The organism is Streptomyces sp. MUSC 14, from assembly GCF_001866675.1.
Lineage (GTDB): Bacteria > Actinomycetota > Actinomycetes > Streptomycetales > Streptomycetaceae > Streptomyces.
Genome location: NZ_MLYN01000010.1, coordinates 39,388 through 65,609, shown reverse-complemented (window position 1 = coordinate 65,609; position 26,222 = coordinate 39,388). Strand labels below are relative to the sequence as shown.

At 72.8% G+C, this 26,222-nt stretch carries 26 protein-coding genes; 3 read left to right on the top strand and 23 right to left on the bottom strand.

Annotated features, from left to right (window positions below; genetic code table 11):
- Positions 1 to 6: 6 nt before the first annotated feature.
- On the top strand, positions 7 to 1,329 hold the full coding sequence (locus BIV25_RS05755) for an ammonium transporter (protein ID WP_071371052.1): 1,323 nt from the start codon (positions 7 to 9) through the stop codon (positions 1,327 to 1,329).
- Entirely contained in the window at positions 1,326 to 1,664 is a 339-nt protein-coding gene (locus BIV25_RS05750) for a P-II family nitrogen regulator (protein ID WP_071371051.1), read from the top strand. The genes BIV25_RS05755 and BIV25_RS05750 overlap by 4 nt, the downstream gene beginning before the upstream one ends.
- Here BIV25_RS05750 and BIV25_RS05745 read toward each other — a convergent pair.
- The 13 genes from BIV25_RS05745 to BIV25_RS05685 form a co-directional block, all read right to left on the bottom strand.
- Positions 1,558 to 2,577: a WxL protein peptidoglycan domain-containing protein gene (locus BIV25_RS05745; protein WP_071371050.1), complete on the bottom strand. Its 1,020-nt coding sequence runs from the start codon at positions 2,575 to 2,577 to the stop codon at positions 1,558 to 1,560. The genes BIV25_RS05750 and BIV25_RS05745 overlap by 107 nt on opposite strands.
- A 59-nt stretch (positions 2,578 to 2,636) precedes the next feature.
- A complete protein-coding gene (locus BIV25_RS05740; RefSeq protein ID WP_071371049.1) occupies positions 2,637 to 3,974 on the bottom strand; it encodes a beta-xylosidase in 1,338 nt (445 codons plus the stop codon).
- Between the two features lie 143 nt (positions 3,975 to 4,117).
- A complete protein-coding gene (locus tag BIV25_RS05735; RefSeq protein WP_071371048.1) occupies positions 4,118 to 4,594 on the bottom strand; it encodes a hypothetical protein in 477 nt (158 codons plus the stop codon).
- Positions 4,595 to 4,821: 227 nt separating this feature from the next.
- On the bottom strand, positions 4,822 to 5,175 hold the full coding sequence (locus BIV25_RS05730) for a cytidine deaminase (RefSeq protein WP_071371047.1): 354 nt from the start codon (positions 5,173 to 5,175) through the stop codon (positions 4,822 to 4,824).
- 72 nt (positions 5,176 to 5,247) lie between these two features.
- Complete coding sequence (locus BIV25_RS05725; RefSeq protein ID WP_071371046.1) at positions 5,248 to 5,775, bottom strand: hypothetical protein; 528 nt, start codon at positions 5,773 to 5,775, stop codon at positions 5,248 to 5,250.
- A gap of 81 nt (positions 5,776 to 5,856) precedes the next feature.
- Positions 5,857 to 6,876, bottom strand: coding sequence for a S66 peptidase family protein (locus BIV25_RS05720; protein WP_071371045.1), 1,020 nt, complete (start codon positions 6,874 to 6,876; stop codon positions 5,857 to 5,859).
- A 41-nt stretch (positions 6,877 to 6,917) separates the two neighbouring features.
- Positions 6,918 to 7,277: an MmcQ/YjbR family DNA-binding protein gene (locus BIV25_RS05715; RefSeq protein ID WP_071371044.1), complete on the bottom strand. Its 360-nt coding sequence runs from the start codon at positions 7,275 to 7,277 to the stop codon at positions 6,918 to 6,920.
- Entirely contained in the window at positions 7,274 to 8,578 is a 1,305-nt protein-coding gene (locus tag BIV25_RS05710; RefSeq protein ID WP_071371043.1) for a hemolysin family protein, read from the bottom strand. The genes BIV25_RS05715 and BIV25_RS05710 overlap by 4 nt, the downstream gene beginning before the upstream one ends.
- 18 nt (positions 8,579 to 8,596) lie before the next feature.
- Positions 8,597 to 9,094, bottom strand: coding sequence for an rRNA maturation RNase YbeY (gene ybeY, locus BIV25_RS05705; RefSeq protein WP_071371042.1), 498 nt, complete (start codon positions 9,092 to 9,094; stop codon positions 8,597 to 8,599).
- A gap of 12 nt (positions 9,095 to 9,106) precedes the next feature.
- Positions 9,107 to 10,189: a PhoH family protein gene (locus BIV25_RS05700; RefSeq protein ID WP_071371041.1), complete on the bottom strand. Its 1,083-nt coding sequence runs from the start codon at positions 10,187 to 10,189 to the stop codon at positions 9,107 to 9,109.
- A gap of 132 nt (positions 10,190 to 10,321) precedes the next feature.
- The gene (locus tag BIV25_RS05695; protein ID WP_256255601.1) at positions 10,322 to 11,461 is read right to left on the bottom strand and encodes a carbohydrate kinase family protein; all 1,140 of its coding nucleotides are present in this window, start codon (positions 11,459 to 11,461) and stop codon (positions 10,322 to 10,324) included.
- Between the two features lie 136 nt (positions 11,462 to 11,597).
- Entirely contained in the window at positions 11,598 to 12,959 is a 1,362-nt protein-coding gene (locus tag BIV25_RS05690) for a glucarate dehydratase family protein (RefSeq protein WP_071371039.1), read from the bottom strand.
- On the bottom strand, positions 12,956 to 13,912 hold the full coding sequence (locus BIV25_RS05685) for a 5-dehydro-4-deoxyglucarate dehydratase (protein ID WP_071371038.1): 957 nt from the start codon (positions 13,910 to 13,912) through the stop codon (positions 12,956 to 12,958). Before BIV25_RS05685 ends, BIV25_RS05690 begins: the two co-directional genes overlap by 4 nt.
- Positions 13,913 to 14,111: 199 nt before the next feature.
- Between BIV25_RS05685 and BIV25_RS05680 the strand changes: the two genes are divergently transcribed.
- Entirely contained in the window at positions 14,112 to 15,338 is a 1,227-nt protein-coding gene (locus tag BIV25_RS05680; protein WP_071371037.1) for an MFS transporter, read from the top strand.
- Here BIV25_RS05680 and BIV25_RS05675 read toward each other — a convergent pair.
- From BIV25_RS05675 to hrcA, 10 genes are all read right to left on the bottom strand, one after another.
- Positions 15,308 to 16,315 carry an adenosine deaminase gene (locus tag BIV25_RS05675; protein ID WP_071371036.1) on the bottom strand — a complete coding sequence of 336 codons (1,008 nt, stop codon included), beginning with the start codon at positions 16,313 to 16,315 and terminating at the stop codon, positions 15,308 to 15,310. The genes BIV25_RS05680 and BIV25_RS05675 overlap by 31 nt on opposite strands.
- A gap of 36 nt (positions 16,316 to 16,351) precedes the next feature.
- Complete coding sequence (locus BIV25_RS05670; protein ID WP_071371035.1) at positions 16,352 to 17,257, bottom strand: ribonuclease Z; 906 nt, start codon at positions 17,255 to 17,257, stop codon at positions 16,352 to 16,354.
- A gap of 6 nt (positions 17,258 to 17,263) precedes the next feature.
- Positions 17,264 to 17,617 carry a histidine triad nucleotide-binding protein gene (locus tag BIV25_RS05665; RefSeq protein WP_071371034.1) on the bottom strand — a complete coding sequence of 118 codons (354 nt, stop codon included), beginning with the start codon at positions 17,615 to 17,617 and terminating at the stop codon, positions 17,264 to 17,266.
- A 49-nt stretch (positions 17,618 to 17,666) separates the two neighbouring features.
- The gene (locus BIV25_RS05660) at positions 17,667 to 20,807 is read right to left on the bottom strand and encodes a S41 family peptidase (RefSeq protein WP_071371033.1); all 3,141 of its coding nucleotides are present in this window, start codon (positions 20,805 to 20,807) and stop codon (positions 17,667 to 17,669) included.
- Between the two features lie 138 nt (positions 20,808 to 20,945).
- The gene (locus BIV25_RS05655; protein WP_071371032.1) at positions 20,946 to 21,497 is read right to left on the bottom strand and encodes a hypothetical protein; all 552 of its coding nucleotides are present in this window, start codon (positions 21,495 to 21,497) and stop codon (positions 20,946 to 20,948) included.
- Positions 21,498 to 21,594: 97 nt separating this feature from the next.
- Positions 21,595 to 21,987, bottom strand: a complete 393-nt coding sequence (locus BIV25_RS05650; protein WP_071371031.1) for a VOC family protein — start codon at positions 21,985 to 21,987, stop codon at positions 21,595 to 21,597.
- A 19-nt stretch (positions 21,988 to 22,006) separates the two neighbouring features.
- Complete coding sequence (locus BIV25_RS05645; protein WP_071371030.1) at positions 22,007 to 22,744, bottom strand: 16S rRNA (uracil(1498)-N(3))-methyltransferase; 738 nt, start codon at positions 22,742 to 22,744, stop codon at positions 22,007 to 22,009.
- The gene (locus BIV25_RS05640) at positions 22,741 to 23,817 is read right to left on the bottom strand and encodes a nitronate monooxygenase (protein ID WP_071371029.1); all 1,077 of its coding nucleotides are present in this window, start codon (positions 23,815 to 23,817) and stop codon (positions 22,741 to 22,743) included. Before BIV25_RS05640 ends, BIV25_RS05645 begins: the two co-directional genes overlap by 4 nt.
- Before the next feature lie 111 nt (positions 23,818 to 23,928).
- Positions 23,929 to 25,065, bottom strand: a complete 1,137-nt coding sequence (gene dnaJ, locus BIV25_RS05635; protein ID WP_071371028.1) for a molecular chaperone DnaJ — start codon at positions 25,063 to 25,065, stop codon at positions 23,929 to 23,931.
- The gene (hrcA, locus tag BIV25_RS05630; protein WP_071371027.1) at positions 25,066 to 26,082 is read right to left on the bottom strand and encodes a heat-inducible transcriptional repressor HrcA; all 1,017 of its coding nucleotides are present in this window, start codon (positions 26,080 to 26,082) and stop codon (positions 25,066 to 25,068) included.
- Between the last annotated feature and the right edge of the window lie 140 nt (positions 26,083 to 26,222).

Here is a 26,222-nt window from a genome sequence, read left to right as displayed (position 1 = left end):
ACGCCCGTGACCCTCGCCGCCGCGCCCCAGGTGAACACCGTGAACACCGGCGACACCGCCTGGCTCCTCGCCGCGACCGCCCTCGTCCTGCTGATGACGCCGGGTCTCGCCCTGTTCTACGGCGGCATGGTCCGCACGAAGAGCGTCCTCAACATGCTGATGATGAGCTTCGTGTCGATCGCCCTGGTCACCGTGGTCTGGCTGGCCGCCGGCTACTCCCTCGCCTTCGGGGACGACGCGTTCGGCGGACTGATCGGCGGGCTCGGCCACGCCGGGATGCGGGGCCTCGGCCCGGGCAGCGTCCACGGCACGGTACCCACCCTCCTCTTCGCCACCTTCCAGCTGACCTTCGCGATCATCACCGCCGCCCTGATCAGCGGCGCGGTGGCCGACCGGACGAACTTCTCGGCGTGGCTGGTCCTCGTCCCGGTGTGGGCCCTCGTCGTATACGTCCCCGTCACCCACTGGGTCTGGGGCCCCGGCGGCTGGATCGCGGACAAGCTCGGCGCGCTCGACTTCGCGGGCGGTCTGCCCGTCGAGATCACCTCCGGCGCCTCCGGTCTCGCCCTGTGCCTGGTCCTCGGGCCCCGGCTCGGGTTCAAGAAGGACGCCATGCGCCCGCACAACCTGCCCATGGTGATCCTCGGCGCGGGTCTGCTCTGGTTCGGCTGGTTCGGCTTCAACGCGGGCAGCGCGCTCGGCGCGAACGGCCTCGCCGCGGCCGCCTTCCTCAACACCATGGCCGCCGGCTGCACCGGCCTGCTCGGCTGGCTCCTCGTGGAGCAGCGGCGCGACGGCCACCCGACCACCCTCGGCGCCGCCTCCGGCGCGGTGGCCGGTCTCGTCGCGATCACGCCGTCCTGCGGCACGGTCTCCCTGCTCGGCGCCCTCGTCGTGGGCCTGGCCGCGGGCGTCGTCTGCTCCTTCGCGGTGAGCTGGAAGTTCCGGCTGAACTACGACGACTCCCTCGACGTCGTCGGCGTCCACCTGGTCGGCGGCGTCATCGGCACGCTGCTGATCGGCCTGTTCGCCGACAAGGCGCTGACCGGCGGCGCCGAGGGCCTCTTCTACGGCGGCGGGCTCGCCCCGCTCGGCAGGCAGCTGCTCGCCGTGGTGGTCGTCGCGGTGTACGCGTTCGCGGTGACGTACGGGCTCGGCAAGCTGCTCGACAGGACGCTCGGCCTGCGGGCGAGCGAGGAGCAGGAGCACACCGGCCTGGACCTTACGGTGCATGCGGAGACGGCATACGATCACGGCGTCCTGGGCCACGGCGCCCCGGTCAGCGCGTCCGTCGTCCCCTCTGCCCAGAAGGTCGAGCGCCAGGCATGAAGCTCATCACCGCCATCGTCAAGCCGTACCGCCTCGACGAGGTCAAGACCGCCCTCCAGGAGCTGGGCGTGCACGGTCTGACCGTCACCGAGGCGAGCGGATACGGCCGGCAGCGCGGCCACACCGAGGTGTACCGGGGCGCGGAGTACCGGGTCGACCTGGTGCCGAAGGTGCGGATCGAGGTCGTGGTGGCGGACGCGGACGCCGACGCCGTGATCGACGCGGTCGTCAGGGCCGCGCGGACGGGGAAGATCGGGGACGGGAAGGTGTGGTCCGTGCCGGTCGAGACCGTCGTACGGGTGCGGACCGGCGAGCACGGCCCCGACGCGCTCTGACCAGCAGCAGCCCGGCCGCCACGGCCACGAGGAACACCAGCGTCACGGCGAGCCACGGCAGCGCGAGGAACGAGGCGCTCGCCGACTGCCGGGTGCCCGGCGCGCTCGCGGTCAACGTGACGTCGCCCCAGTCGAGTTGGGGCGCTCCGGACCAGGGCTCGGTGAGCCGTACCGTCTGCCCCGGCAGCAGCTCGGAGGGGACCCGGGTGAGGGTGCGGTCGAGCAGCGTACGGCCGAACAGCCCGTGTGCCGTCAGCTGCACCTTCGGGTCGACGGTGACGTTGCCGGTGTTGCGCAGGGTGTAGGAGACGGTCGCCGTACTGGTGCCGAGGCCCGGGATCAGCGGCTGGTGACGGCTGATCCGCACGTGTTCCACGGACACGGCAGGCAGCGTGGGCCCGCCGACCCGGAGATAGACGCGGGCGCCGACGGCCTGCTGCACCCCGAGGGCGAGGGAGCCGCTGCCGCGGTCGACGTGCTCGTCGAGCGCGACGATCGCGCCCGGGTGGTCGCCGGGCTCGGCGCCCTCGGGCACGCGCAGGGTGAACGGCACGGTGACGGTCCGGTGCCCCGGCACGGTGATCCGGGAGCCGGCCGGTTTCGCCCAGGCGCCCACCCCGTGCATCCGCTCCGCCGGGCCGCGGACCGCGAATCCGCCGTCGCGGGCGGTGTTGTACGCGTCGGCCGCGTAGAGGCGGAAGGTGAGCGGCGCGCCGGTCTTGTTCTGGACGGCGACCTTGTCGGTGAGGGTCTGGCCGGGATCCGCGGAGAGGTAGAAGTACGGGCGCGCGGCGACCTTGGAGGCGACCGGGTAGACGGACCAGCTGCCGTTGTCGGCGGCGTGCGCGGGCGCGGCCTGCCCGGTGAGCAGGAGGCCGAGGAGACTCAGGAGGAGGACATACGGCTTGCGCATGGGTGCGGACCCCTACGGGCGGGAGACGGAGGGACGGGCGGGTGCGGACGCCCGCACGCTCAGGTGAGCGTCAGCGTGAGCACACCGGAGTACGCGCCCGGAGGCGTGAACGCCGGTACGTCCAGGGAGAGTCCGGCGTCGACGGTGAACTCACCGCCGGTGAGCGTGGCGTCCGGGGTCTGCGCGAGGGTCGCCCCCGAGCCGCCCACGGCGCCCGCCGAACCCGCCTTGCAGGTGCTGGGGCTGCCCGCCTTGGTCGCGCAGGCGGGAGTCCAGCCGAGCCTGCCGGCGTCGATCTTCGCGCCGGGCCCGCTGAAGTCGGTGACCTTGCCGGTGAGGGACCAGCCGGCCGGTCCGCCGCGGAAGTCCTTGACGGTCACCGTCCGGAGCTTGCCGGTCGAGGCGCCGCCCTGGCCGAAGTCGACCCCCGACAGCGCGACAAAGTCCCCGGCCTGGGACATGGCCAGCGTGCCCGCCTTGACGCTGGTCGTCAGCTTCTGGCTGCCCGGCGGGACGGGCGTGGTGTCGTTGACGACGTAGGCGGCGGGCCCGGCGCCCGTGTCCGCGCTCCAGGAGCTGCCCTCGTACGCGACGATCCCCGTCGTCGTGGTGTCGTTGACGACGAGGGACCCGCTGAAGGAGCCCTGTGCGTTCGCGGTCGCGGTGGCCGTGTCGGCCGTCTGCCGGTCCCCGGCCCGCCCGGCGAGGGTGACGCTCGCACCCGGCGTGAAGTTACTGCCGGTGACGGTGACGCTCGCACCCGGGTCGCCGGACGCCGAACTCAGCGAGACGGTACGGGTGTTCGCCGGGGTGCCGCTGGTCGCCGTGACGGTTTCGGAGACCGGGGCGGGCGGGGTGGTGACCGTGCAGGGGGTGTCCAGCTCCATGATGTAGCTGGTGTGGATGTTGTAGTCGCCCGGCGAGAGGGTGATCCGGCCCGGCTCGGTGACGGTGAACGTGCCGGTCATGGAGAAGGACGGGAACGCGGCCTTCCCCGGCACCGGCGGGTTCTTCTTCGGCCCGGCGACCGTCACGTCCCCCGTCTGCGCGCCGCCGAGGGTGACCTTCCCGGTCGGGGTCATGATGTCGGCGGGCAGGGCGAGTTCGGTGGGGTTGGCGGCGGCGGCCGTGACCACCGTGTACGTGACGGTGACGGTGTCGCCGACCTTCGGGCTGGCGTTGTCCACCGAGACGTTCGCGGTGGTCGTGCCGTCGATCGGCGGCAGGCCCGCGACGGCGGGCGGGATGCAGTGCGTGGCGAAGTCCACGTTCGTGCCGGCGGCACCGGCCGGGCACGCCAGCGCGCCGCCCGCGGTGACGGCGAGCGCGGTCGCCCCGAACAGTGAGATCCGGCGCCGTCGCAGGGATCTTCGTGAGCTTGGGGGTGTGGCACCCATGGGCCCCCTCCTGAGGGTCGCGGGCGCAGCGGCTCGGCTGCGCCGACAGGGGGCATTGATGTGGAGCGGCGGTGAGAAGTCAATGGAGATGCCGCAGAGAACTGATGGATCATCAGTTCTCTGCGGCATCCGGGGAGTCGGGGTCAGTCGAAGACGAAGGGGCCGGGCGACTGGGGGCCGCTGGCGGTGCAGTTCACGGTGACTCCGAAGATCACCATGGTCAGCGAGCCGCCGTACGCGTCGAGGCTGTCGCCGGACGCGACGGTGCCGGGGAGCGGACCGACGCTGACCGAGCCACCGGCGGCCATGGCGGGGTTCTTCGTGCCGCTGAAGACGACCGAACTGCCGGCGGAGTTGGCCATCGTGAGGGTGGAGGTGATGGAGTCCTGGGCCACCGCGACCGGCGCGGTGATCGCTGACGTGCTGAGGGTGATGGTGGCCGAGGTGCCGCTCTGGGTGGCGGTCAGCGTCGCCGATCCGCCGCCGAAGATACCGCAGCTCGCGGTGATGGTCGCCGTCTGTGGGGTGACGGCGGCCGCGGAGGGCGCGAAGGCGAGACCGGTGACCGCGAGGGCCCCGGCGGCCAGTGCCGCACCCATTGCCGTGCGCTTGCCTCTCATGGAGATCCGCTTCCCTTCCCTGGTGGGGAGTGCCAAGTGGGGGGACCGACGGACAAGAGGCCTGAGCAGGCGGATGCGGACGCGCTGCACGGCGGTGCGGATCTGACGGTCCGTCGGAAAGTTACGGCTCCATTGATGCGCAAGGGCAGGAACCGAACAAGGTTGAATTCCAGCCGACCTTTCGTTCGGCGGCCGTCGCCCGCGGATGCGGCAGGCCAGACCCGTGGTCAGCCCGCGGAGACGGTGCTCCGGACGGTGCCGTCCGGCCCGGCGAGCAGGACCGGGGTCTGCGGCCCGCCGAGGTCGGACACGGCGTCCAGGTCCTGTGCCGGCACGGACTCCGCCTCGCTCACCACCGCCGCCGCCTCCAGGGACGTCGCCCCGGAGGCCACCGCCATGGCGACGGCCGTACGCAACGCGCTCAGCCGCAGCGACGCGAGCTCCACCGACCCGGCGACATACGTCCGCCCCGTCTCGTCCCGTACGGCCGCCCCCTCGGGCACACCGTTGCGGGCCCGCGCGGAACGGGCCAGGGTCACGATCTTGCGGTCCTCGGGATCAAGCGCGCTGCTCTCGGTCATGCCCCTAGCTTAGAGATCCACGAGCCGGCGGCACCGCCCGGGAGACCGCGTCCGCCGGCCGGGCGGGCGGCGCTACCCCAGCCACCCCCGCAGCAGCTCCTCCCGCTCCGGCCCGCGGGGTGATCCGCCCTCCCGCGAGCGGCCCCACTGCGCCATCGCCGCCAGCGTCGTCTCCATCGTCGCGGCGCCCTCCGTGAGACGGGCCAGGAGGGCCTGGGAGAGGTCGGCCTCGGTCTGGGTGTAGCCGACGGCCGCGGCGACGTAGGCGGGCAGCTCGTGCTCGCCGTCGGACGCCTCCACGCGGACCGTCATCAGCGGCGGGGTGTCGTCCCCCCAGGCCGAGCCGAGGGAGGTGGCCAGCTCCAGCACGGTGTTCAGCGCCAGATCCCTGACCGCGTTCACCTGCCGCAGCAGCGACTTCACGGGGACGTCCGCCACCGTCAGGGCGTGTACGTCCTCCCACAGGTGGAGACCGGACCGTCCGTCGCCGAGCGCCACCACGCCCTCGGGGGTCAGCCGCACCCCGGGAGTCAGGCCGGCCGGCTTCGCGCCCACGTACACGTCGCCCTCGGCGATCCAGAACAGGCCCACCATGGCCATGGGTTGCCCACTTCCCCCGGACGATCGGATCCTCCCCCGCAACGCGCGCGGGAGCCGGGAAGTTCCCGTACCCGATCGGACTCAGTCCAGGGTCTGCACGATCCCGCTGCGCGCGGCCGAGTGCAGCACGCGCCCGCGCGCGCCGTTGACCAGCGGCAGGAAGGGCGCGACATGCCCGCACTCGACGTCGGCGACGATCGGCACCCCGAGCGGCCCGAGCGCGTCGAGCACGGCCTCGTGCTGGGTGAGGGTGCGGCTGTCGGGGGCGTGGGTACGGCCGACGAGAACGGCGGCGGCGCGGTCGAAGAAGCCGGCGAGACGCAGGCCGTGCAGCTGGCGGCAGACGGTGAACGCGCTGTCCTCGCAGGCCTCGACGTAGACCAGCAGCGGCGCGTCCCCGGCGAACCGCGAGGAGTCGAGGTACGGGCTGCCGGTGAGCGGGCCGAGGGTCTCGACGCAGCCGCCGATCAGCCGCCCCTCGACGTCCACGTCACCGCTGCCGTCCAGCCGGGTCCAGGTGCCCTCGGCGTCCAGCGTGAACTCCCGTACCTCCGGATGCCGTTGCCAGTCGTCGTACCCCCCGGACCGGTACCGTCCGGGCGGGGTCTGGGTGAACGGCCCGCCCTGCGGCGCGGCCACGATGTCGAGCCAGGAGCGCAGCCCCTCGGGCACCCGGTACGGCGTGTCCATGAGATTGCTGCCGTGCACGGTTGCGACACCGGTGAGCAGGGTCAGCGGGGTGATCAGCGTCGACATGTCCGAGTAGCCGACGACCCAGGTCGGCTCGGCCCGCCCGATCGCCTCGAAGTCGAGCAGCGACAGCAGGTCGATCGCGGTCTCCCCGCCCCACGGAGGCACCACGGCCCGGATCGTCGGGTCGGTCAGCATGCCGGTGAGCTCGGCGGCGCGCTCGGCGGCCGGGGCACTGAGATGCGTCGAGCCGTCCATGCACCGCCCGACCACCACCTCGTACCCGCGCGCCTCGATCTCCCGGACCGCGACGTCGAGCCGCCCCCGGAGTTCCTTGGCCACTCCGCTGGAGGGAGAGGTCACACCGACACGGTCACCGGGGCGCAGGGGGCGCGGGTATCGCACAGTCATGGGCCCGATCCTTCCGGCGCTCGACGAGGCCGGCAACGCGATTACGGCCGGTCCAGCCGCAGTCGCTCCGCCCGCGGCAGGCCCGCGACGACCAGGTCGTAGGAGTCCTCGATCAGCTCCCGGAGCAGCCGCGGCGGCAGGCCTCCGTCCACCGTCACGGTGTTCCAGTGGCGCTTGTTCATGTGCCAGCCGGGCACGATCAGGCCCTCGTGCTCGGCGCGCAGCCGGACGGCGTCCTCCGGATCGCACTTGAGGTTGACGGTCAGCGGCCGCCCGCCGAGGTGCGTCAGCGCGAACATCCTGCCCAGCACCTTGAAGACCGAGGCCTCCGGACTGAACGGGAAGTCCTCCACGGCCGCGTTGAAGGACAGGCAGAAGGCGCGCAGTTCCTCGGGGGTCACTCGGGTCCCTCCTCGGTGGCCCGCCCGCCCTTCCCGACGGGTTCGACCAGGACCGTGACGATCTTGTTGCGGCGGCCGGCGGCGGCTTCCGCCGTGAGCTTCAGGCGGCGCTCGTCGGGCAGTTCGACCTCGGCGGACGCGCCCGCGATGGGCACGCGGCCGAGGGCCTTGGCGAGGAGTCCGCCGACCGTCTCCACGTCCTCGTCGTCGTACTCGTCCAGCCCGTACAGCTCGCCGAGGTCGGTGATGTCGAGGCGGGCGGTGACCCGGTAGCGGTCGTCGCCCAGTTCCTCGACGGGCGGCAGTTCGCGGTCGTACTCGTCGGTGATCTCGCCGACGATCTCCTCCAGGATGTCCTCGATGGTGACGATGCCGGCGGTGCCGCCGTACTCGTCGATGACGACGGCGACGTGATTGCGGTCCTTCTGCATCTCGCGCAGCAGGTCACCGGCGTTCTTCGTGTCGGGCACGAAGACGGCGGGCCGCATGGCGGTCGACACCACGTCGTTCTCGGACTCGCGGTTGATGTGCGTCTTGCGGACCAGGTCCTTCAGATACACGACCCCGACGATGTCGTCCTCGCTCTCGCCGGTGACCGGGATCCGGGAGAAGCCCGAGCGGAGCGCCAGCGTCAGCGCCTGGCGGATGGTCTTGAAGCGCTCGATGGTGACCAGGTCGGTCCTCGGCACCATCACCTCGCGCACCAGCGTGTCACCGAGCTCGAAGACCGAGTGCACCATCCGGCGCTCCTCGTCCTCGATCAGCGACTCCTGCTCGGCGAGGTCGACCAGCGCGCGCAGCTCCGCCTCGGAGGCGAACGGGCCGCGCCTGAAGCCCTTGCCCGGGGTGAGGGCGTTGCCGATGAGAATGAGGAGGTATGGGATCGGGCCCATCACGCGCGCGAGCGGCAGCAGCACGTAGGCCGCCGCCGTCGCGGTGTTGAGGGGGTGCTGGCGGCCGATGGTGCGGGGCGACACGCCGACCGCGACGTACGACACCAGCACCATGACCCCGATGGCGACCAGCAGGGCCTCCCACGTGGCCGTGAACTGCTGGAGGCACGCGTACGTCACCAGGGCCGCGGCCGCCATCTCGCAGGCGACGCGGACCAGCAGGGCCACGTTCAGATAGCGGGTGGGGTCGGCGGCGACCTGGGCGAGCCCGGCGCTGCCGCGCCGGCCGGCCTTGACGGCCTCCTCGGCGCGGAAGCTGGAGACGCGCGCGAGGCCCGCCTCCGCGCAGGCGGCGAGCCAGGCGACGACGACCAGCGCGATCGCGCCGATCACGATCTGCGGGGACACGGGAGACGACCGATCCGCTTACGAGACCGTCGGCGCCGGGGACGGGCCGGTCAGGCCCTGCTCGCCCCGCCAGCCGTCGACGATGGCGGCCTGCAGCCCGAACATCTCGGCCTTCTCGTCCGGCTCCTCGTGGTCGTACCCGAGCAGGTGCAGCACGCCGTGGACGGTGAGCAGCTGGAGCTCCTCGTCCATGGAGTGCTGCGTCGGGGCGTCCGCCCCCTGCTTGGCGGCGACCTCCGGGCACAGCACGATGTCGCCGAGCAGACCCTGCGGCGGCTCGTCGTCGTCCTTCGACGGCGGCCGCAGCTCGTCCATCGGGAACGACATGACATCGGTCGGCCCGGGCAGGTCCATCCACTGGATGTGCAGCTGCTCCATGGCGTCGGCGTCCACGACGATCACCGAGAGCTCGGAGAGCGGGTGGATGCGCATCCGCGCGAGCGCGTAGCGGGCGATGTCGAGGATCGCCTGCTCGTCGACCTCGGTTCCGGACTCGTTGTTGACGTCGATCGACATGGTCGTGCTGGTCTACTTCCCCTTGGAGCCCTTGGCACCTGACTTGCCGTGGCCGCCCTTGTGGGTGCCGTTCTCGGTGCCGTGCTTGCTGTCGTACAACTCGTACGCGTCGACGATACGGCCCACCAGCTTGTGCCGTACGACATCGTGGGACGACAGCCGGGAGAAGTGGACGTCCTCGACGCCCTCCAGGATCTCCTGCACCTGCCGCAGACCGGACTTCGTGCCGTTCGGCAGGTCGACCTGCGTCACGTCACCGGTGATGACGATCTTCGAGTCGAAGCCGAGCCGGGTGAGGAACATCTTCATCTGCTCGGGGCTCGTGTTCTGGGCCTCGTCCAGGATGATGAAGGCGTCGTTGAGCGTGCGGCCGCGCATATACGCCAGCGGCGCGACCTCGATCGTCCCGGCCGCCATCAGGCGCGGGATCGAATCCGGGTCGAGCATGTCGTGCAGCGCGTCGTAGAGCGGGCGCAGGTAGGGGTCGATCTTCTCGTAGAGCGTGCCGGGCAGGAAGCCCAGCCGCTCGCCGGCCTCGACCGCGGGACGGGTGAGGATGATGCGGTTGACCTGCTTGGACTGGAGGGCCTGGACGGCCTTGGCCATGGCCAGGTAGGTCTTTCCGGTACCGGCGGGGCCGATGCCGAAGACGATCGTGTGATGGTCGATCGCGTCGACGTACCGCTTCTGGTTGAGGGTCTTCGGGCGGATCGTGCGGCCTCGCGAGGACAGGATGTTCTGCGTCAGCACCTGGGCCGGGGTCTCCGGGCCGTCGCTCGTCCCGTTCTCGCTCGCCTTCAGCATGGCGATCGAGCGTTCCACTGCGTCCTCCGTCATCGGCTGCCCGGTGCGGAGCACCAGCATCATCTCGTCGAACACGCGCGAAATGAGGGCGACGTCGCCTGCGTCGCCGACCGCGCTGATCTCATTGCCCCGGACATGGATGTCGGCCGCCGGGAAGGCCCTCTCTATGACGCGCAGGAGGGAGTCGCCGGAGCCCAGCACGGTCACCATGGGGTGCTGGGCGGGGACGGTGAACTGCGCTCTCGCCTGCTGCTGCGCGGGGGTGGTGTGAGCTGTGGATGTCTGTGTCATGGGCCGGCGCTGAAGGCCTGCGCTTCCTCCTCGTCACGGCCGCCTGGCTGAGGGCGGCCTCGCGATTCCAGAGTACGACGGGGGGCTGACAACGCCGTAGGACTTTTCCCGGACCTCCATGACCCGCCCCCCTCACCCCGAGCGCCGGAACCCGATCGTCGGCACCGCCCGCCGCAGCGGCCAGGGCCGGTCCAGTTCCTCCGGGACGAGCCCGTCGAGGAAGGCGTACCGCTCCAGGGCCGCCGGGTCCTGCCCGGGAAGGGCCTGCACCCGGCGCCACCACGCCCCGATCTCGGACCATCCCGGCGCCGACAGGGATCCCCCGAACTCCTGCACCGACAGGGCCGCCGTCAGTCCTGCGAACGCCAGCCGGTCGGCCAGCGGCCAGCCCGCGAGGGACCCGGTGACGAAGCCGGCGACGAACACGTCCCCCGCGCCGGTCGGATCCAGCGCCTCCACGGCGATCGCGGGCACCTCCGCCGCCTCCCCCGTCCGCCGGTCCACCGCGTACGCCCCCTCCGAGCCGAGCGTCACGACGGCCACCGGCACGTACGCGGTCAGCGCGTGGGCGGCCACGCGGGGGCAGCCGGCCCCGGTGTACCGCTTCGCCTCCTCCGCGTTCGGCAGGAACGCCTCGCAGTGCTCCAGGTCGGCGAGGCTCGACAGATCCCAGGCCCCGGTGTCGTCCCAGCCGACGTCGGCGAAGATCCGGGTGCCCTCGCGGGCGGCCTGCGCGATCCACGGCGCGCGCGTGCCCGGCGTCAGCGACGCCACGGCGGCACGCGCGCGGGGCGGCCGGTCCGGCGCGCCCTCCTGGAGGAACGCGGTCCCGGAGGGCGGCTCGTGCCCGTGGGACACCATCGTCCGCTCGCCCTCGTACGCCATCGACACCGTCACCGGCGAGTGCCAGCCGGGCACGGTGCGCGAGGCCGTGAGGTCGATGCCCTCGCCCTGTGCGAGCGCGTCCCAGCAGTACTCGCCGTAGTGGTCGTCACCGAAGGCCGCCGCGAGGGAGGTCCGCAGGCCGAGCCGGGCCAGGGCGGTGGCCATGTTGGCGACCCCGCCGGGGCTGGAGCCCATGCCCCGGGCCCAGGACTCGGTGCCGCGCACCGGCGCCGAGTCCAGGCCGGTGAAGATGATGTCGAGGAAGACCGTGCCGGTCAGGTAGACGTCCCAGGGCGGGTCGCCGGGTGCGCGCAGCGCGGCGAGCGGGTCGATGTCGGCCCGTCGACTCCCGGCCCGGGTGAGGTGGTCCGGTTCCTCTGCGGCGATGGCGTGCGAGGCGGTCACGGTGCGCTCCCTGACGTGGTGCGGGTCTGGCCAGTGTGCACCAGGGAGCGCTCCGCACGAGGGGCGTACGGAGGGATGTGCGCGGGGTGTGCGCAGGGTGCGCGCGGGGTGCCCCGGACTACCAGCGCGGCATCGTCGGCTGCCGCCACCCGGGCTCGCCGGTCCGCATCGCCGCCGCGTCGTCGCGGTCGCGCAGCGTGCCGTCGTCCTCGGTCCACCTGCGGTGCAGCCGCTCCAGTTCGTCGCGGTCGAGGGTGATGCCGAGGCCCGGCGCGTCGGTCACGGCGACCCGGCCGCCGTCGAAGCCGACCCGCTCGGTGAGGACGTCCTCGGACTGCCAGGGGTAGTGGGAGTCGCAGGCGTGGTGGAGGTTCGGGACGGTGGCGGCGACCTGGGTCATCGCGGCGAGGCTGATGCCGAGGTGGGTGTTGGAGTGCATGGACACCCCGACCCCGAACGCGGCGCAGACAGCGGCGAGTTCGCGGGTGTGGCGCAGCCCGCCCCAGTAGTGGTGGTCGGAGAGGACCACCTGGACGGCGTCCTTCGTGAACGCCTCCTTGATCTCCCCGACCGTGGTCACGCACATGTTGGTCGCGAGGGGAACGCCCGCCCGTGGCCCACCGCCGCCCTTGGCCGAGGCGCTGCGCGCCGTCCCTCTCAATCCTGCCGAGACCTGCGCCATGGCCGCCGTGCCCAGCGTGGGGTCCTCCAGGTATTCGAGGACGTCGCCGAGTTCCTTCGCCACCTTCAGCGAGGTCTCCACGGACCAGGCGCCGTTGGGGTCGAGGCGCAGCGGGTGTCCGGGGAAGGCCTCGGCGAGGGCGCGGACGGCCGCGATCTCCTCGTCGGGCGGGAAGACACCGCCCTTGAGCTTGAAGGAGGTGAAGCCGTAGCGCTCCTTGAACGTACGCGCCTGGGCCACGATTCCGGCCGGGTCGAGGGCGGCGCCCCAGTCGTCGGGCTCGGCGGCGACGCCCGCGGGGTGGCCGGCCCACTTGTAGAACAGGTAGGCGCTGTACTCGACGGAGTCGCGCAGCCTGCCGCCGAGCAGCGCGTGCACGGGCAGGCCGAGCGCCCTGCCCTGGGCGTCCAGGCAGGCGACCTCGAAGGCGGAGAGCACGGACAGCCGCAGTTTGTCGGCGCTCTGCACGCCGCGCAGCCCGCCCGCGTCGACCTGTCCCTGGACCCGGGACGCGTCCACGCCGAGGTCGAGCGCGAACAGCCCGTTCACATCCATGACCGACCGCCCGGTGAGCCGCTCGGCCAACGGGCGGGCGACCTCCAGGTACTTGGTGTCGCCGTAGGTCTCGCCGAGCCCGGTGATCCCGTCGGCGGTGACGATCTCCACGATCAGCCGGGGGGTGTACGGCTGGTGCACGCCCTGGGTGTTGAGCAGCGGCGGGTCGGCCACCAGGATCGGCGTCAGGCGCACCTCGGCGATGGTCAGATCACGGGTCGGCGCGGTCGTCGCGGTCGTCACAGGGCGGCTCCTACGAGGTCGAGTCCGGTGGTGAGCAGGGCCTTGAGGCCGGCGAGGTCGGCGGGCGCGGGATCGGTGAGCGGCGCGCGCACGGGGCCGACGCGCTGTCCGCGCAGCCGGGCGGCCGCCTTCACCAGGGACACGGCGTACCCGGGCGCGCGGTCGCGCAGTTCGACGAGGGGGACGTAGAACTCCCGCAGCAGTTTGTCCATGGTCCCCCGGTCGCCGTCGCCGAGCGCCGTGAAGAAGGCGCCGGCGATCTCGGGGGCGAAGGCGTGCACGGCGGAGGAGTAGGCGGGGACGCCGACCGTGGCGTAGGCGCGGGCCTGGATCTCGGCGGTGGCGGCGCCGTTGAAGAAGAGGAAGCCGCCGGGGGCGGCGAGGGTGAGGCGCTGGAGCCGGTCGAGGTCGCTGTGGCCGTCCTTGAGGCCGATGACGTTCGGGATGCCCGCGATGCGCCGCAACGTCTCGATGCCGTAGGCGACTTGGCCGCGCTGGTAGGCGATCAGCGGCAGCCGGGTGCGGGCGGCGAGCTGCTCCAGCTGGGCGGCGAGGCCGGCCTGCGGGGCGTCGACGAGGTAGTGGGGCAGGGCGAGCAGGGCGTCGGCGCCGGCCTCTTCGGCGATCCGCGCGAACCGGGCGGCCTGCGCCCAGCCGTACCCGGTCCCGGCCACGACGGGCACCCGGCCGGCCGCCTCCTCGACGGTGATCGAGACGACCGTCCGGTACTCCTCCTCGTCCAGCGAGAAGAACTCCCCGGTGCCGCAGGCGGGGAAGACGGCGCCGGGGCCGGTGGCGAGCCGGCCGGCGACATGGGCGCGGAAGCCGTCGGGGTCGAGGGAGCCGTCGTCGTGGAAGGCGGTGAGCGGGAAGGACAGCACGCCCCGTGTCATGCCCTCCCGCAAGCGCCGCGCCACCTGCTGCGGACTCGGGTCGCCATCCACCGCGATCATCTCCCCTTCTGAATGTCGTCCATGTATGAGAACAGCTACCGAGAGTTTCGACTACCCCCAACAGCACCACGCAAACCAGAAAGTGACCCGTATCACCCGACCTCGCCTTCTTCAAGCCCCGCCCGCTTGATACAACTTGCTCGCCTCCCCCTCTCCCCCTGTCGAGCTGCGGCTCCTCACGCATGCCCTGGAAACGCCCGTGCCCGCCCCCCGCACCCTGCCCTGGCCCCTCGTCGCCCTCTTCACGGCCGGCTATCTCGCCCCCTATCTGCTGCCGACCACCGTCGGCCGACTCGGCAGCGGGCTTCCGCTGACCGCCACCCAGGCCGGGGCCATCGGCAGTGCCCTGCTGCTGAGTTCGGCGACGGCGGGCTTCCTGCTCGCGTCCCGGGTGGACCGGATCGGTGCCCGCACCCTGGCCCGCACCGGCCTCGCGCTCGTCGTCCTCGGTTACGGCGGCGCCGCCCTCACCACCGTCGTACCGGCCGTCATCGCGGGCGCGGTCCTCGGCGGCCTCGGCTCGGGCACGGTCACGGCCGTCGCCACGAGCGGCATCGCCGCCCAGAGAGACCCGCACCGGGCCACCACGCTCGGCCTGCTCGGCGTCTCGGCGCTCGCCGGGGCCCTGTACCTGGCCATCCCCCGGCTCGGCCCCGGGCACGGCCTGCCGCTGGCCGCGATCGCGCTCACCGCGCTCGCCGTCTGGCCGCTCACCGCCCGGCTGTCCGGCCGCACGTCACCGGCCCGTTCGGCGTCCGTCCCGCACGGCCGGCTTCCGCACCTGCGCTCGGGTCTGCTGCTGGCCGCCGCGCTGCCCTGCTGGTCCCTCGCCCAGAACTCCCTGTGGGGGGTCAGCGGCCGGATCGGTCTCGCCCAGGCACACCTCACCGAGGTGGGCGTCGGCGCGGTGTTCGCGGTCGCGCTCGGCGCCGGGCTGCTCGGCGTGCTGGGCGCGGGCGTGCTCGGCTCCCGGCTGGGCCGCGCGCTGCCCATCGGGGCCGGTACGGCCCTGATCGCCGGGTGCATCGCGCTGAGCGCGTCGGCCCGGGACCTGTCCGCCTTCGCGGCCGGCGAGATCTCCTGGAACCTGCTCTACCCGGTCGTGCTGTCGTACGTCCTCGGCCTCGCCGCCTCCCTCGACCCGCGCGGCCGCTGGGCGGTCCTGGTCGGCTCGGCGTCCTCGCTGGGCACGGCGGCGGGCCCGCTGACCGGGAGCGTGCTGGCGTCGGGGGTGGGCTTCCCGGTCATGGGCGAAGTGCTGGCCGCCGGGCTGCTGCTGATCGCCGTCCCGATGACGGCGGTGGCACTGCGTACGGGCAGGCGCCCCCTGCCGGTGACGGACCTGCCCGTCGTGGAGCTCCCGGTGGAGACGCCCGCCGTACGTGCGCAGAAGGCCTACGACACCGCGTCGCCCGCGAACTCGTAGGCGTCGACCTCGGCCAGGCAGCGCGCCCGCCGCTCCTCGTCGTCCTCCAGGAAGGAGGCGCGGAAGGAGTTGCGGGCCAGCTCGCGCAGCCGGTCCTCGGTCAGGCCCAGGGTGCGGTGCACGGCCGCGAAGTTGTCGCCCGCGTAGCCGCCGAAGTAAGCCGGGTCGTCGGAGTTGACCGTGCACATGAGGCCGGCGTCGAGCATGGCCGGCAGCGGGTGGTCGGCGAGCGTGTCGACCGTCCGCAGCCGGACGTTGGACAGCGGGCACAGGGTCAGCGGGATCCGCTCCCGGACCAGCCGCTCGACCAGTGCCGGGTCCTCCATGCAGCGCAGCCCGTGGTCGACGCGTTCGACGCCGAGCACGTCCAGGGCCTCGGTGATGTACGCCGGCGGCCCCTCCTCACCGGCGTGCGCCACGCGCCGCAGCCCGAGCGCGGCGGCGGCCTCGTACACCTCGCGGAACTTCACCGGCGGATGTCCGACCTCGGCGGAGTCGAGCCCGACACCGGTGATCCGGTCGAGATACGGCTTCGCGGCGTCGAGCGTCCGGAGGGCCGACTCGGCGGACTCGTCGCGCAGGAAGCAGAGGATGAGCCGGGTGGAGATCCCGTGGTTCGCCACGCTGCCGCCGAGCGCCCGCCACAGCCCCTCCACGACGGTGCCCATGGACACGCCCCGGGCGAGGTGGGCCTGCGGGTCGAAGAAGATCTCCGCGTGCCGGACGCCCTGCGCGGCGGCGCGGGCGAGGTAGGCGTCCGCCAGGTCGGCGAAGTCCTGCTCGGTACGCAGGACGGCCATCAGCTCGTAGTACAGGTTCAGGAAGGACTGGAGGTCCTCGAAGTCGTACGCCTTGCGCAGCTCGTCGGTGTCCGCGTACGGGAGGTTCACGCCGTTGCGGGCAGCCAGCTCGAACGCCAGCTCCGGCTCCAGGGTGCCTTCGATGTGGAGGTGCAGTTCTGCTTTCGGGAGGGGCATCGAAGTATCGTACGGGGGCTCTACCGCTGATTCGCGTCAGCGCCGCTTCGGCACCGGCACGCGCAGCAGATCGTGCGCCACGGTCAGCTCGCCCTCGAAACCGGCGGCCCGCGCCTGCCGCCCGAACTCCTCCGGCTCGGCGTAGCGCTGGCTGAAGTGGGTCAGGACGAGGTGCCGCACGCCCGCGTCCCGGGCGACGGCGGCGGCCTGCCCGGCGGTCAGGTGACCGTGTTCCACGGCCAGTTCGACGTCCTCGTCCAGGAACGTGGACTCGATCACGAGCAGGTCGCAGCCCTCCGCGAGCGCGTGCACGCCGTCGCAGAGCCGGGTGTCCATGACGAACGCGAACCGCTGGCCGCGCCGCACCTCGCTGACGTCCTCCAGCGTGACGTCCCCGATCCGCCCCTCGCGCTGCAACCGGCCGACGTCCGGCCCCTTGATCCCGTGCGCGGCGAGCCGGTCGGGCAGCATCCGGCGGCCGTCGGGCTCGATGAGGCGATAGCCGTAGGACTCGACCGGGTGGGACAGCTCGCGGGCCTCCAGGGTGTACGACGAGGTCACCGCGAGGATGCCGTCGGCGGCGACGGGTGCCTCGGTGATGCCGACCGTCTCCCGGTAGGCCGTCGCGTACCGCAGCCGGTCGAAGAAGCGCTGCCCGGAGCGCGGGTAGTGCGCGGTGACCTCGTGCGGCACCTGGTCGAGGTTGATCCGCTGGATCACGCCGGCGAGACCGAGGGAGTGGTCGCCGTGGAAGTGCGTGACACAGACGCGGTGCAGGTCGTGGGCGGCGACCCCGGCGCGCACCATCTGGCGCTGTGTGCCCTCGCCGGGGTCGAACAGGATGCCCGTGCCGTCCCAGCGCAGCAGGTAGCCGTTGTGGTTGCGGTGCCGGGTCGGGACCTGGCTGGCGGTGCCGAGGACCACCAATTCACGTACGGACACGGCGAGTTACCCGGGGGGCCATTCCAGGCCGCGGCCGCCGAGGAGGTGGGCGTGGGCGTGGAAGACGGTCTGGCCGGCGCCGGAGCCGGTGTTGAAGACGGTGCGGTAGCTCTCCAGCTTCTCCTCCGCGGCGACCTCGCCGATCGTGCGGAGGACGTCGGCCGCGCTCCGCGGGTCGCCCGCACCGAGCGACGCCGCGTCGGGGTAGTGCGCCTTGGGGATCACCAGGATGTGGGTCGGCGCCTGGGGATTTATGTCCCGGAACGCGACGGTGGTGTCTGTCTCGCGGACGATCGTCGCCGGGATGTGTCCCGCGACGATCTTGCAGAACAGGCAGTCGTCCTGCGGTTCGCCGGCCATACGTGTGCCTCCTCACGCTGGTGATCAATACCGGTGCATCGTAGTCGTTTCAGGTGGGCAGCCCCGGAGGAGTTTTCGCGGGCCGCTCCTCCAGTGCCTCAAGTGCCAGCCCGATCGCCGCGTCCAGCTGGGCGTCCGTGCCCGATACCCAGTCCTGGGGGCGCTGGACGACCTCCACGTCCGGGTCCACGCCGTGGTTCTCCACGTCCCAGCCCTGGCCCTCCAGCCAGATCGCGTACTTCGGCTGGGTGACCAGGGTGCCGTCGAGCAGGTGGTAGCGGCTGTCGATGCCGATGACGCCGCCCCAGGTGCGGGTGCCGACGACCGGGCCGATGCCGAGGGCCTTGATCGCTCCGTTGACGATGTCGCCGTCGGAGCCGGAGAACTCGTTGGCGACGGCGACGACCGGGCCGCGCGGGGCGTCGACGGGGTAGCTGGTGGGGCGCATGCCGCGCGGGACGTCCCAGCCGATGACGCGGCGGGCGAGCTTCTCGACCACGAGCTGGGAGGTGTGGCCGCCGCGGTTCTCGCGGACGTCGACCACCAGGCCCTCACGGGCGACCTCGACGCGCAGGTCGCGATGGATCTGGGCCCAGCCGGGGGCCTGCATGTCGGGGACGTGGAGGTAGCCGAGGCGGCCGACGGAGGCCGCGTGGACATGGGCGCGGCGGTCGGCGACCCAGGCGTGGTAACGCAGGGGTTCCTCGTCGGCGAGGGGGACGACGACCGTGTGCCGCACGTCGCCGCCGCCCGCCGGGGAGACGGTCAGTTCGACCGGGTGGCCCGCCGTGCCGGCGAGGAGCGGGCCCGGTCCCGTCACCGGGTCGACCGGGTGGCCGGCGACCGCGATGATCGCGTCGCCGGGGCGGACCGCGACGCCGGGTGCGGCGAGCGGGGAGCGGGCGTCCGGGTCGGAGGTCTCCGACGGCAGGATCCGGTCGATGCGCCAACTGCCGTCCTCGTGGCGGGAGATGTCGGCGCCGAGCAGTCCGTGCCGGGCGCCGCCGCTGCCGCCGGCGGGGATGACGTAGGCGTGCGAGGTGCCGAGTTCGCCCTGCACCTCCCAGAGCAGGTCGGTCAGGTCGCTGTGGGTGGCGAGGCGGGCCAGCAGGGGGCGGTAGCGGGCGAGGACGGCCGTCCAGTCGGTGCCGCCCAGGTCGGGGCGCCAGAAGTGGTCGCGCATGAGGCGGCCCGTCTCGTCGTACATCTGGCGCCACTCGGCGACCGGGTCGAGGGTCTGCCGGACCCGGGCGAGGTCGACGGTGACGCTGGTGTCGCCGTCGTCGTCGGCGCCGGTGCCGCGGTCGCCCGACACGACGCGCAGTCGCTCGCCGCTCCACAGCAGGACGCGCTTGCCGTCGCCGCTGACCTCGAAGTGGTCGGCGTCGGAGGCGAGTTGCTCCAGGCGCCGCTGGGCGAGGTCGTAGCGCTCCAGCTCGGTGTGCGGGTCGGGGTCCTCGGGATGGGCGCGTGCGGTGCCGAGGACGCCGTGCACGGGGTGGCGCAGCCACAGGACGCCGTCCTTGGCCGCGCGGAGGGTGGAGTAGCGGCCCGCCTCCACCGGGAAGGGCACGATGCGGTCGGCGAGGCCCTCCAGGTCGATGCGGGTGGCGGGGGTGCCCTCGCTGTCCGGGGTCTCGTCCTTGTGCGGGGTCTCGAAGGGGCGGCCGTGCCGCTGCGGGCCGAAGGGCGAGGGCGTGGTGGCCGCCAGGGTGATCAGGTGCGGGCGGGCGCCGACGACGAAGGCGAGGTCGAAGACGTGCTCGTCGTAGACCGGGTCGAAGGCGCGGTTGGACAGGAACGCCAGGTGTTTGCCGTCGAGGGTGAAGGCGGGGGCGTGGTCCATGAAGCGCAGCGGGGTCGCCTCGGTGACCGACAGGTCGGTGGTGTGGGCGAGGCGCAGCTGGGAGAGCGGGCGGGGGCCGGGGTGGGCCCAGGCGAGCCAGCCGGAGTCGGGTGAGAAGGCGAGGCCGGAGACCTCGCCGTCGTCGCTGCGGTCGACCTCGCGGACCTCGCCGGTCTCGCGCTCGACGAGCAGCAGCCGGCCGTCGTGCGCGGCGACGGCGGCGCGGCTGCCGTCGGGGGCCATGGCCAGCTCCAGGACCCGGCCGAGCTGTCCGGCGGCGAGGCGGCGCGGGGTGGCGCCGGGCACGTTGCCGGTGGCGGGGGCGAACTCCAGGGCGTCGTCGCCCTCGGCGTCCGTCACCCAGACCACCCACTCCTCGCTGTCGGCGCGGAAGGTGCGGGGCAGCCGGGCGCGCACGCCGGGGGTGGCGGCGAGGGCGCGGGCAGGGCCGGAGCGGTGGGTGACCCAGTGGATCCCGCCGCGCACGCAGACGGCGCTGCCGCGGGCGGTGTGGTCGGGCGACGCCTCCCCGAACCAGCGGTCGGCGTCCACCGGGCGAGGGCGCAGGTCGACGCGGGGCCCGCCGAGGCGGACGTCCAGCCGGCGCGGCTCGGCGCCCTCCAGGTCGTCCAGGAGCCAGAGTTCACCGCCCGAGACGTAGACGACGCGGGTGCCGTCGCCGGCGGCGTGGCGGGCGTAGAGACCGTCGATCGGGGTGTGGCGGCGCAGGTCGGAGCCGTCGGCGAGGGAGGAGTACAGGGCGCCGGTGCCCTCGTGGTCGGAGAGGAAGGCGAGCCGGTCGCCGGCCCAGACCGGGCACTCCAGGTTGCCGTCGAGCTCGGCGTGCAGCCGGACGAACTCCCCGTTCCCCTCCCGGTCGATCCACAACTTGCCCGCCGTGCCGCCCCGGTAGCGCTTCCAGTACGCCGCCTCGCGGCCCATCTGCGCGGACAGCAGCACGGTGGCCGGGCCGGGCGCCACGTCGCCGACCGGGCCGTACGGCAGGGTCTCGGCGGGGCCGCCGTCCAGCGGGACGGCGTGCGCCCAGCTCTGGCGGAAGCTGGGGCGGCCCTGCGCGCCGAGCGCGAGGACCCGCCCGTCGGGGGTCCAGCCGCGCACCTCGGTACGGCGGTTGCCCCAGTACGTCAGCCGCTCGGCGGGGCCGCCGTCGACGGGGGCGACATGCACCTCGGGTGCGCCGTCCCGGGTGGAGGTCCAGGCGAGACGGTGCCCGTCCGGGGATATCCGGGGGTGGGTCACGGGCCGGTTGTCGGCGCTGACCCGCCAGGCGCGGCCGCCGTCGAGGGGGGCGAGCCATACGTCGTCCTCGGCGACGAAGGTCACCAAATCACCGTGTACGTGGGGGAATCGGAGATAGCCGTCGGACGCCGAGGTGCCCGTCGTGCGCGTCGTTCCCGTCGAAGCACCCTGAGTCACCCCGTCACTGTACGCAGCGACCGGCGCGCCCCGCCCGGGTTTCGATCACTTGCCCTGGACGGGCCAGCAGGTCGGATCGCCCTTGCACCACAGGGTGCGGGTGACGGTGACCGTGACGGTGGGCTGCCCGCCGCCGGGGTGGTACGTGGGCGGCGTGTACGTCGGTCCGGGCGTGGCGGAGCAGTCGCCGAGCCCGCTCACGTGGAACACCTGCCGGCCTCCGACCCTGGCGGTCAGGCTGCCGCGCACACACGCCCCGTCGACGGCCTTGGTGACCCTCCCGGTGACGGTGATCTTCTTCTTGCTCCTGGTCTCGCCCTGGCACTCGACGGAGACGACGGTGGTCTCGGTCGGCGCGGGCGTGCCCGCCTTCCCCTTGCCGCCGTAGTTGCCGGTGCAGCTGAGCCAACTGACGTCCACATGCCGCTGTTTCAGCTCGGCCGTGGCGGTCGTGCCGGTGGTGTAGGCGGCGGAGGAGGAGTTGAGATCGGTCGGCTGACAGCCCGCCAGCGCCCCGCCGGCCACGACGACGACCCCCACCGCACCCGCGACCCGCGGCCCGCGCGCCCCGTACCCGATCCGTCCGAAAGCCCCCATGCGGGGCAGACTGCCACCGACCCGCCCCCCGGGGGAAGGCGGCATACGGCCACTCACCCGTTCGGAGCGCCGGTCGTGCCCCGGAGGGGCGCGGCGGTCATCCTCGCAGCAGCAGCCACTCCTGAAGCTCCACCAGGTTGCCCTCCGGGTCCTTGAGGTGGGCCACGCGCATGCGGTCGGTCATGGGGGCCGGGCCGTGCAGGACGGTGGCGCCGCGGGCGGTGATCTGCGCGCAGTAGGCGTCGAGGTCGTCCACGCGCAGCACCACCAGGGAGCGGTGGCCGTTGACGGTGTCGCCCAGCTCGTCCAGGATCTCGGCCATCATCGCCCGGTCCTGGAGGGCGATCCCGGCGGAGCCGGTGTGCGGGCTGAACTTCTCGTACGGGCCCTGGGTCGCGCCGGACTGCGGCTTCAGGCCGAGGACGTCGGCGTAGAAGTGGTAGCAGACGGCGAAGTCGGTGACCAGGAGCCGGACTTGGGCGAGTTCCACGGTGTCCCCCAGGCGGGTGTCAGGACCAGCGGCCGGTGCGGCCCAGCAGCAGGGCCGCGGCGGCGGTGCCGGCGGTGGATGTGCGCAGGACGGTGGGCCCGAGGACGTACGGCCGCGCACCGGCCTGCGCGAAGAGCGCCAACTCATCGGAGGAGACACCCCCTTCGGGGCCGACGACCAGCACGATCTCGCCCTCGGCGGGGAGTTCGGCGGTGGCGAGGCGTTCCTCGCCGCTCTCGTGGAGGACGGCGGCGAAGTCGGCCGTGGCCAGAAGCGCGCCCACCTGCTTGGTGGTCGCCGCGTCCGCGACCTCCGGGAAGCGGACCCGGCGGGACTGCTTGCCCGACTCGCGCGCGGTCGCCCGCCACTTTCCGAGCGCCTTCAGGCCGCGCTCGCCCTTCCACTGGGTGATGCAGCGCGACGCCTGCCAGGGCACGATCGCGTCGACGCCGACCTCGGTCATCGTCTCCACGGCGACCTCGCCCCGGTCGCCCTTCGGCAGGGCCTGGACGACGGTGATGCGCGGGGCGGCCGGCGGCTCCTCGTGGACCGGCGCAAGGTCCACCACGAGCCGGTCCTTGCCCTCGGCCGCCGTGACGACGCCCTCGGCCCAGCGGCCGAGTCCGTCGGTGAGGACCACGTCCTCGCCGGGCCGCAGCCGCTTCACGGACACGGCGTGCCGGCCCTCGGGTCCGTCGAGCACGAACTCGGGTCCGGTGAGGTCGAGTCGGTCCACCACGAAGACGGGTGCGGTCATCGCGCGTCACCTCCGGCCGACAACGCTGTCCGGGCGGCGGCGAGTTCGGCCGCCAGCACCTCCACCAGCTCTCCGGCGGGCAGCTCCCGGGCCAGCCGGTGGCCCTGGCCCGCGAACAGCGACATGCCCTGCGCGTCCCCGGCCTTGGCGGCGGCCTTGCGCAGCGGCGAGGTCAGGTGGTTGACCTCGGGGTAGGCGGCGGGGGCATACGGGCCGTGCTCGCGCACGAAGCGGTTGACCAGGACGCGCGCCGGGCGGCCCGAGAACGCGCGGGTCAGCTCGGTGCGCGCGTACAGGGGGTCGGTCAGCGCCTGCTTGTGCAGGGTGTGGGCGCCGGACTCGGGGGTGGCGAGGAACGCGGTGCCCAGCTGGGCCGCGCTCGCGCCCGCCGCGAGGACGGCGGCGATCTGGCCGCCGCGCATGATGCCGCCGGCGGCGACGACCGGCAGGCTCACGGCCTCCCGGACCTGTGCGACCAGCGACAGCAGACCGATGCCGGAGCCGTCGTTCTCGGGCAGGTCGCGGTGCGTGCCCTGATGACCGCCGGCCTCCACGCCCTGCGCGATCACCGCGTCCGCCCCGGCCCGCTCGACCGCGCGCGCCTCCTCGGCGGTGGTGGCGGTGACCAGGGTGACGGTGCCGGCCCGGCGCAGCCGGTCGAGCACGTCCCGGCCGGGCACGCCGAAGTGGAAGGAGACCACCGGCACCGGGTTGTCGAGGAGTACGGCGAGCTTGGCGTCGTAGCCGTCGTCCCGGCCGCTGTCGGGGTCGCCCAGCTCGGTCTCGTACCAGGCGGCCTCGCCGGCCAGCTGATGCGCGTAGACCTCCACGGCACCCGACTCGGACAGCTCGGGCTGCGGCACGAACACGTTGACGCCGAAGGGGCGGCTCGTGAGTCCCCGCAGCTGTTTGATCTCCTGGTACATCCCGTCGGCGGTCTTGTATCCGGCGGCGAGGAACCCGAGGCCACCGGCCTCGGAGACAGCGGCGACGAGCTGCGGGACGGAGACGCCGCCCGCCATGGGGGCCTGCACGATCGGGTGGGGGAGGAGATCGGTCAGTGCGGAGGACATGACCGCATGTTGTCACGTCCTTCGAACAAGTCCGAATCCGGGCTTCCCACGGCATAGGACAGGGGCATACGGGTCGCCCGGAGGCCCCGTACGCCCCTGATCCAGCCGGGCTCAGCGCCCGTTGAACGCATCCTTCAGCCGCGAGAACAACCCCTGCTGCCCCGGCTGGAACTGGCCCTGCGGACGCTCCTCGCCGCGCAGCTTGGCCAGCTCGCGCAGCAGTCGCTCCTGCTCGGGGTCCAGCTTGGTCGGCGTCGTGACCTCGACGTGCACGATGAGGTCACCCCGGCCGCCGCCGCGCAGATGCGTGACGCCGCGGCCGTGCAGCGGGATCGACTGGCCGGACTGGGTGCCGGGCCGGATGTCGACCTCCTCCATGCCGTCCAGGGTCTCCAGCGGCACCTTGGTGCCGAGCGCGGCCGCGGTCATCGGGATCGTGACCGTGCAGTGCAGGTCGTCGCCGCGCCGCTGGAAGGTCGAGTGCGGCAGCTCGTGGATCTCGACGTACAGGTCACCGGCCGGACCGCCGCCGGGGCCGACCTCGCCCTCGCCGGCGAGCTGGATGCGGGTGCCGTTGTCGACACCGGCCGGGATCTTGACCGTCAGCGTGCGCCGGGAGCGGACCCGGCCGTCGCCCGCGCACTCCGGGCACGGGGTCGGCACGACGGTGCCGAAGCCCTGGCACTGGGGGCAGGGGCGGGAGGTCATGACCTGGCCCAGGAAGGACCGCGTGACCTGCGAGACCTCACCGCGGCCGCGGCACATGTCACACGTCTGGGCGGTCGTACCGGGCGCCGCGCCCTCGCCGTTGCAGGTGTTGCAGACGACCGCCGTGTCGACCTGGATGTCCTTGGTGGTCCCGAAGGCCGCCTCGTCCAGCTCGACCTCGATGCGGATCATCGCGTCCTGGCCGCGCCTGGTGCGCGAGCGCGGCCCGCGCTGCGACGCCGTACCGAAGAACGCGTCCATGATGTCGGAGAAGTTGCCGAAGCCACCGGCTCCGAAGCCGCCCGCGCCGGCGCCGCCGCTCTGCGAGAGCGGGTCGCCGCCGAGGTCGTAGACCTGCTTCTTCTGCGGGTCCGAGAGCACCTCGTAAGCGGCGTTGATCTCCTTGAACCGCTCCTGGGTCTTCGGATCGGGGTTGACGTCCGGGTGCAGCTCGCGTGCGAGCCGACGGAACGCCTTCTTGATCTCATCCTGCGACGCGTCGCGGCGCACGCCGAGAACGGCGTAGTAGTCCGTGGCCACTTACGACTCCGCCAGGATCTGTCCGACGTACCGTGCCACTGCGCGTACCGCTCCCATCGTTCCCGGGTAGTCCATGCGGGTCGGTCCGACCACGCCGAGCTTGGCAACCGCCTCGCCGCCCGAACCGTAGCCCACCGACACGACGGAGGTGGAGTTGAGTCCCTCGTGGGCGTTCTCGTGACCGATACGCACGGTCACGCCCGGATCCTTCGCCTCGCCAAGGAGTTTGAGGAGCACGACCTGCTCCTCAAGGGCCTCCAGGACGGGCCGGATCGTGAGGGGAAAGTCATGTCCGAAGCGGGTGAGATTGGCGGTGCCGCCGATCATCAGCCGCTCCTCGTTCTCCTCCACGAGTGTCTCCAGAAGAGTGGAGAGCACCGTGGAGACCGTACCGCGGTCCTCCGGATCGAAGGCGTCCGGAAGGTCCTCGACCAGCGTCGGCACGTCCGTGAACCGGCGCCCCGCGACCCGGCTGTTGAGCCGCGCCCGCAGGTCCGCCAGCGAGGCCTCGCCGAACGGGGCCGGGCAGTCGACCATCCGCTGCTCGACCCGGCCGGTGTCCGTGATCAGCACGAGCATCACACGCGCGGGCGCGAGCGCGAGCAGTTCGACATGCCGGACGGTGGACCGGGTCAGGGACGGGTACTGCACGACGGCGACCTGCCGCGTGAGCTGCGCGAGCAGCCGTACGGTACGGGCCACTACGTCGTCGAGGTCGACGGCGCCCTCCAGGAAGTTCTGGATGGCCCGCCGCTCCGGAGCCGTCATCGGCTTGACCCCGGCGAGCTTGTCGACGAACAGCCGATAACCCTTGTCGGTCGGAATCCGCCCGGCACTGGTGTGCGGCTGCGCGATGAACCCCTCGTCCTCCAGGGCCGCCATGTCGTTGCGGACGGTGGCCGGCGAGACCCCGAGGTTGTGCCGCTCGGTCAGCGCCTTGGAGCCGACCGGCTCCTCGGTCCCGACGTAGTCCTGGACGATCGCGCGCAGCACCTGAAGCCTGCGTTCACTCAGCATGCGCGCGCACCTCCCACACGTCGTCCCCTGGCCCCGCTCGTCCGTCGGGGTCGGTCTCCTGGCACTCTTCCCATACGAGTGCCAGCCCTTTCCCGGCCCCAGTGTACGGCTGTCCCGTACACCCGGGGCAAGGTCGGTGC

Excerpts from the sequence above, each read along its gene's own strand:
- BIV25_RS05750 (WP_071371051.1), top strand. The coding sequence starts at position 1,326 with ATGAAGCTCATCACCGCCATCGTCAAGCCGTACCGCCTCGACGAGGTC.
- BIV25_RS05745 (WP_071371050.1), bottom strand. The coding sequence starts at position 2,577 with ATGCGCAAGCCGTATGTCCTCCTCCTGAGTCTCCTCGGCCTCCTGCTC.
- BIV25_RS05740 (WP_071371049.1), bottom strand. The coding sequence starts at position 3,974 with ATGGGTGCCACACCCCCAAGCTCACGAAGATCCCTGCGACGGCGCCGG.
- BIV25_RS05735 (WP_071371048.1), bottom strand. The coding sequence starts at position 4,594 with ATGAGAGGCAAGCGCACGGCAATGGGTGCGGCACTGGCCGCCGGGGCC.
- BIV25_RS05730 (WP_071371047.1), bottom strand. The coding sequence starts at position 5,175 with ATGACCGAGAGCAGCGCGCTTGATCCCGAGGACCGCAAGATCGTGACC.
- BIV25_RS05725 (WP_071371046.1), bottom strand. The coding sequence starts at position 5,775 with ATGGCCATGGTGGGCCTGTTCTGGATCGCCGAGGGCGACGTGTACGTG.
- BIV25_RS05720 (WP_071371045.1), bottom strand. The coding sequence starts at position 6,876 with ATGACTGTGCGATACCCGCGCCCCCTGCGCCCCGGTGACCGTGTCGGT.
- ybeY (WP_071371042.1), bottom strand. The coding sequence starts at position 9,094 with ATGTCGATCGACGTCAACAACGAGTCCGGAACCGAGGTCGACGAGCAG.
- BIV25_RS05700 (WP_071371041.1), bottom strand. The coding sequence starts at position 10,189 with ATGACACAGACATCCACAGCTCACACCACCCCCGCGCAGCAGCAGGCG.
- BIV25_RS05685 (WP_071371038.1), bottom strand. The coding sequence starts at position 13,912 with ATGATCGCGGTGGATGGCGACCCGAGTCCGCAGCAGGTGGCGCGGCGC.
- BIV25_RS05675 (WP_071371036.1), bottom strand. The coding sequence starts at position 16,315 with ATGCCCCTCCCGAAAGCAGAACTGCACCTCCACATCGAAGGCACCCTG.
- BIV25_RS05665 (WP_071371034.1), bottom strand. The coding sequence starts at position 17,617 with ATGGCCGGCGAACCGCAGGACGACTGCCTGTTCTGCAAGATCGTCGCG.
- BIV25_RS05655 (WP_071371032.1), bottom strand. The coding sequence starts at position 21,497 with ATGGGGGCTTTCGGACGGATCGGGTACGGGGCGCGCGGGCCGCGGGTC.
- BIV25_RS05645 (WP_071371030.1), bottom strand. The coding sequence starts at position 22,744 with ATGACCGCACCCGTCTTCGTGGTGGACCGACTCGACCTCACCGGACCC.
- BIV25_RS05640 (WP_071371029.1), bottom strand. The coding sequence starts at position 23,817 with ATGTCCTCCGCACTGACCGATCTCCTCCCCCACCCGATCGTGCAGGCC.
- hrcA (WP_071371027.1), bottom strand. The coding sequence starts at position 26,082 with ATGCTGAGTGAACGCAGGCTTCAGGTGCTGCGCGCGATCGTCCAGGAC.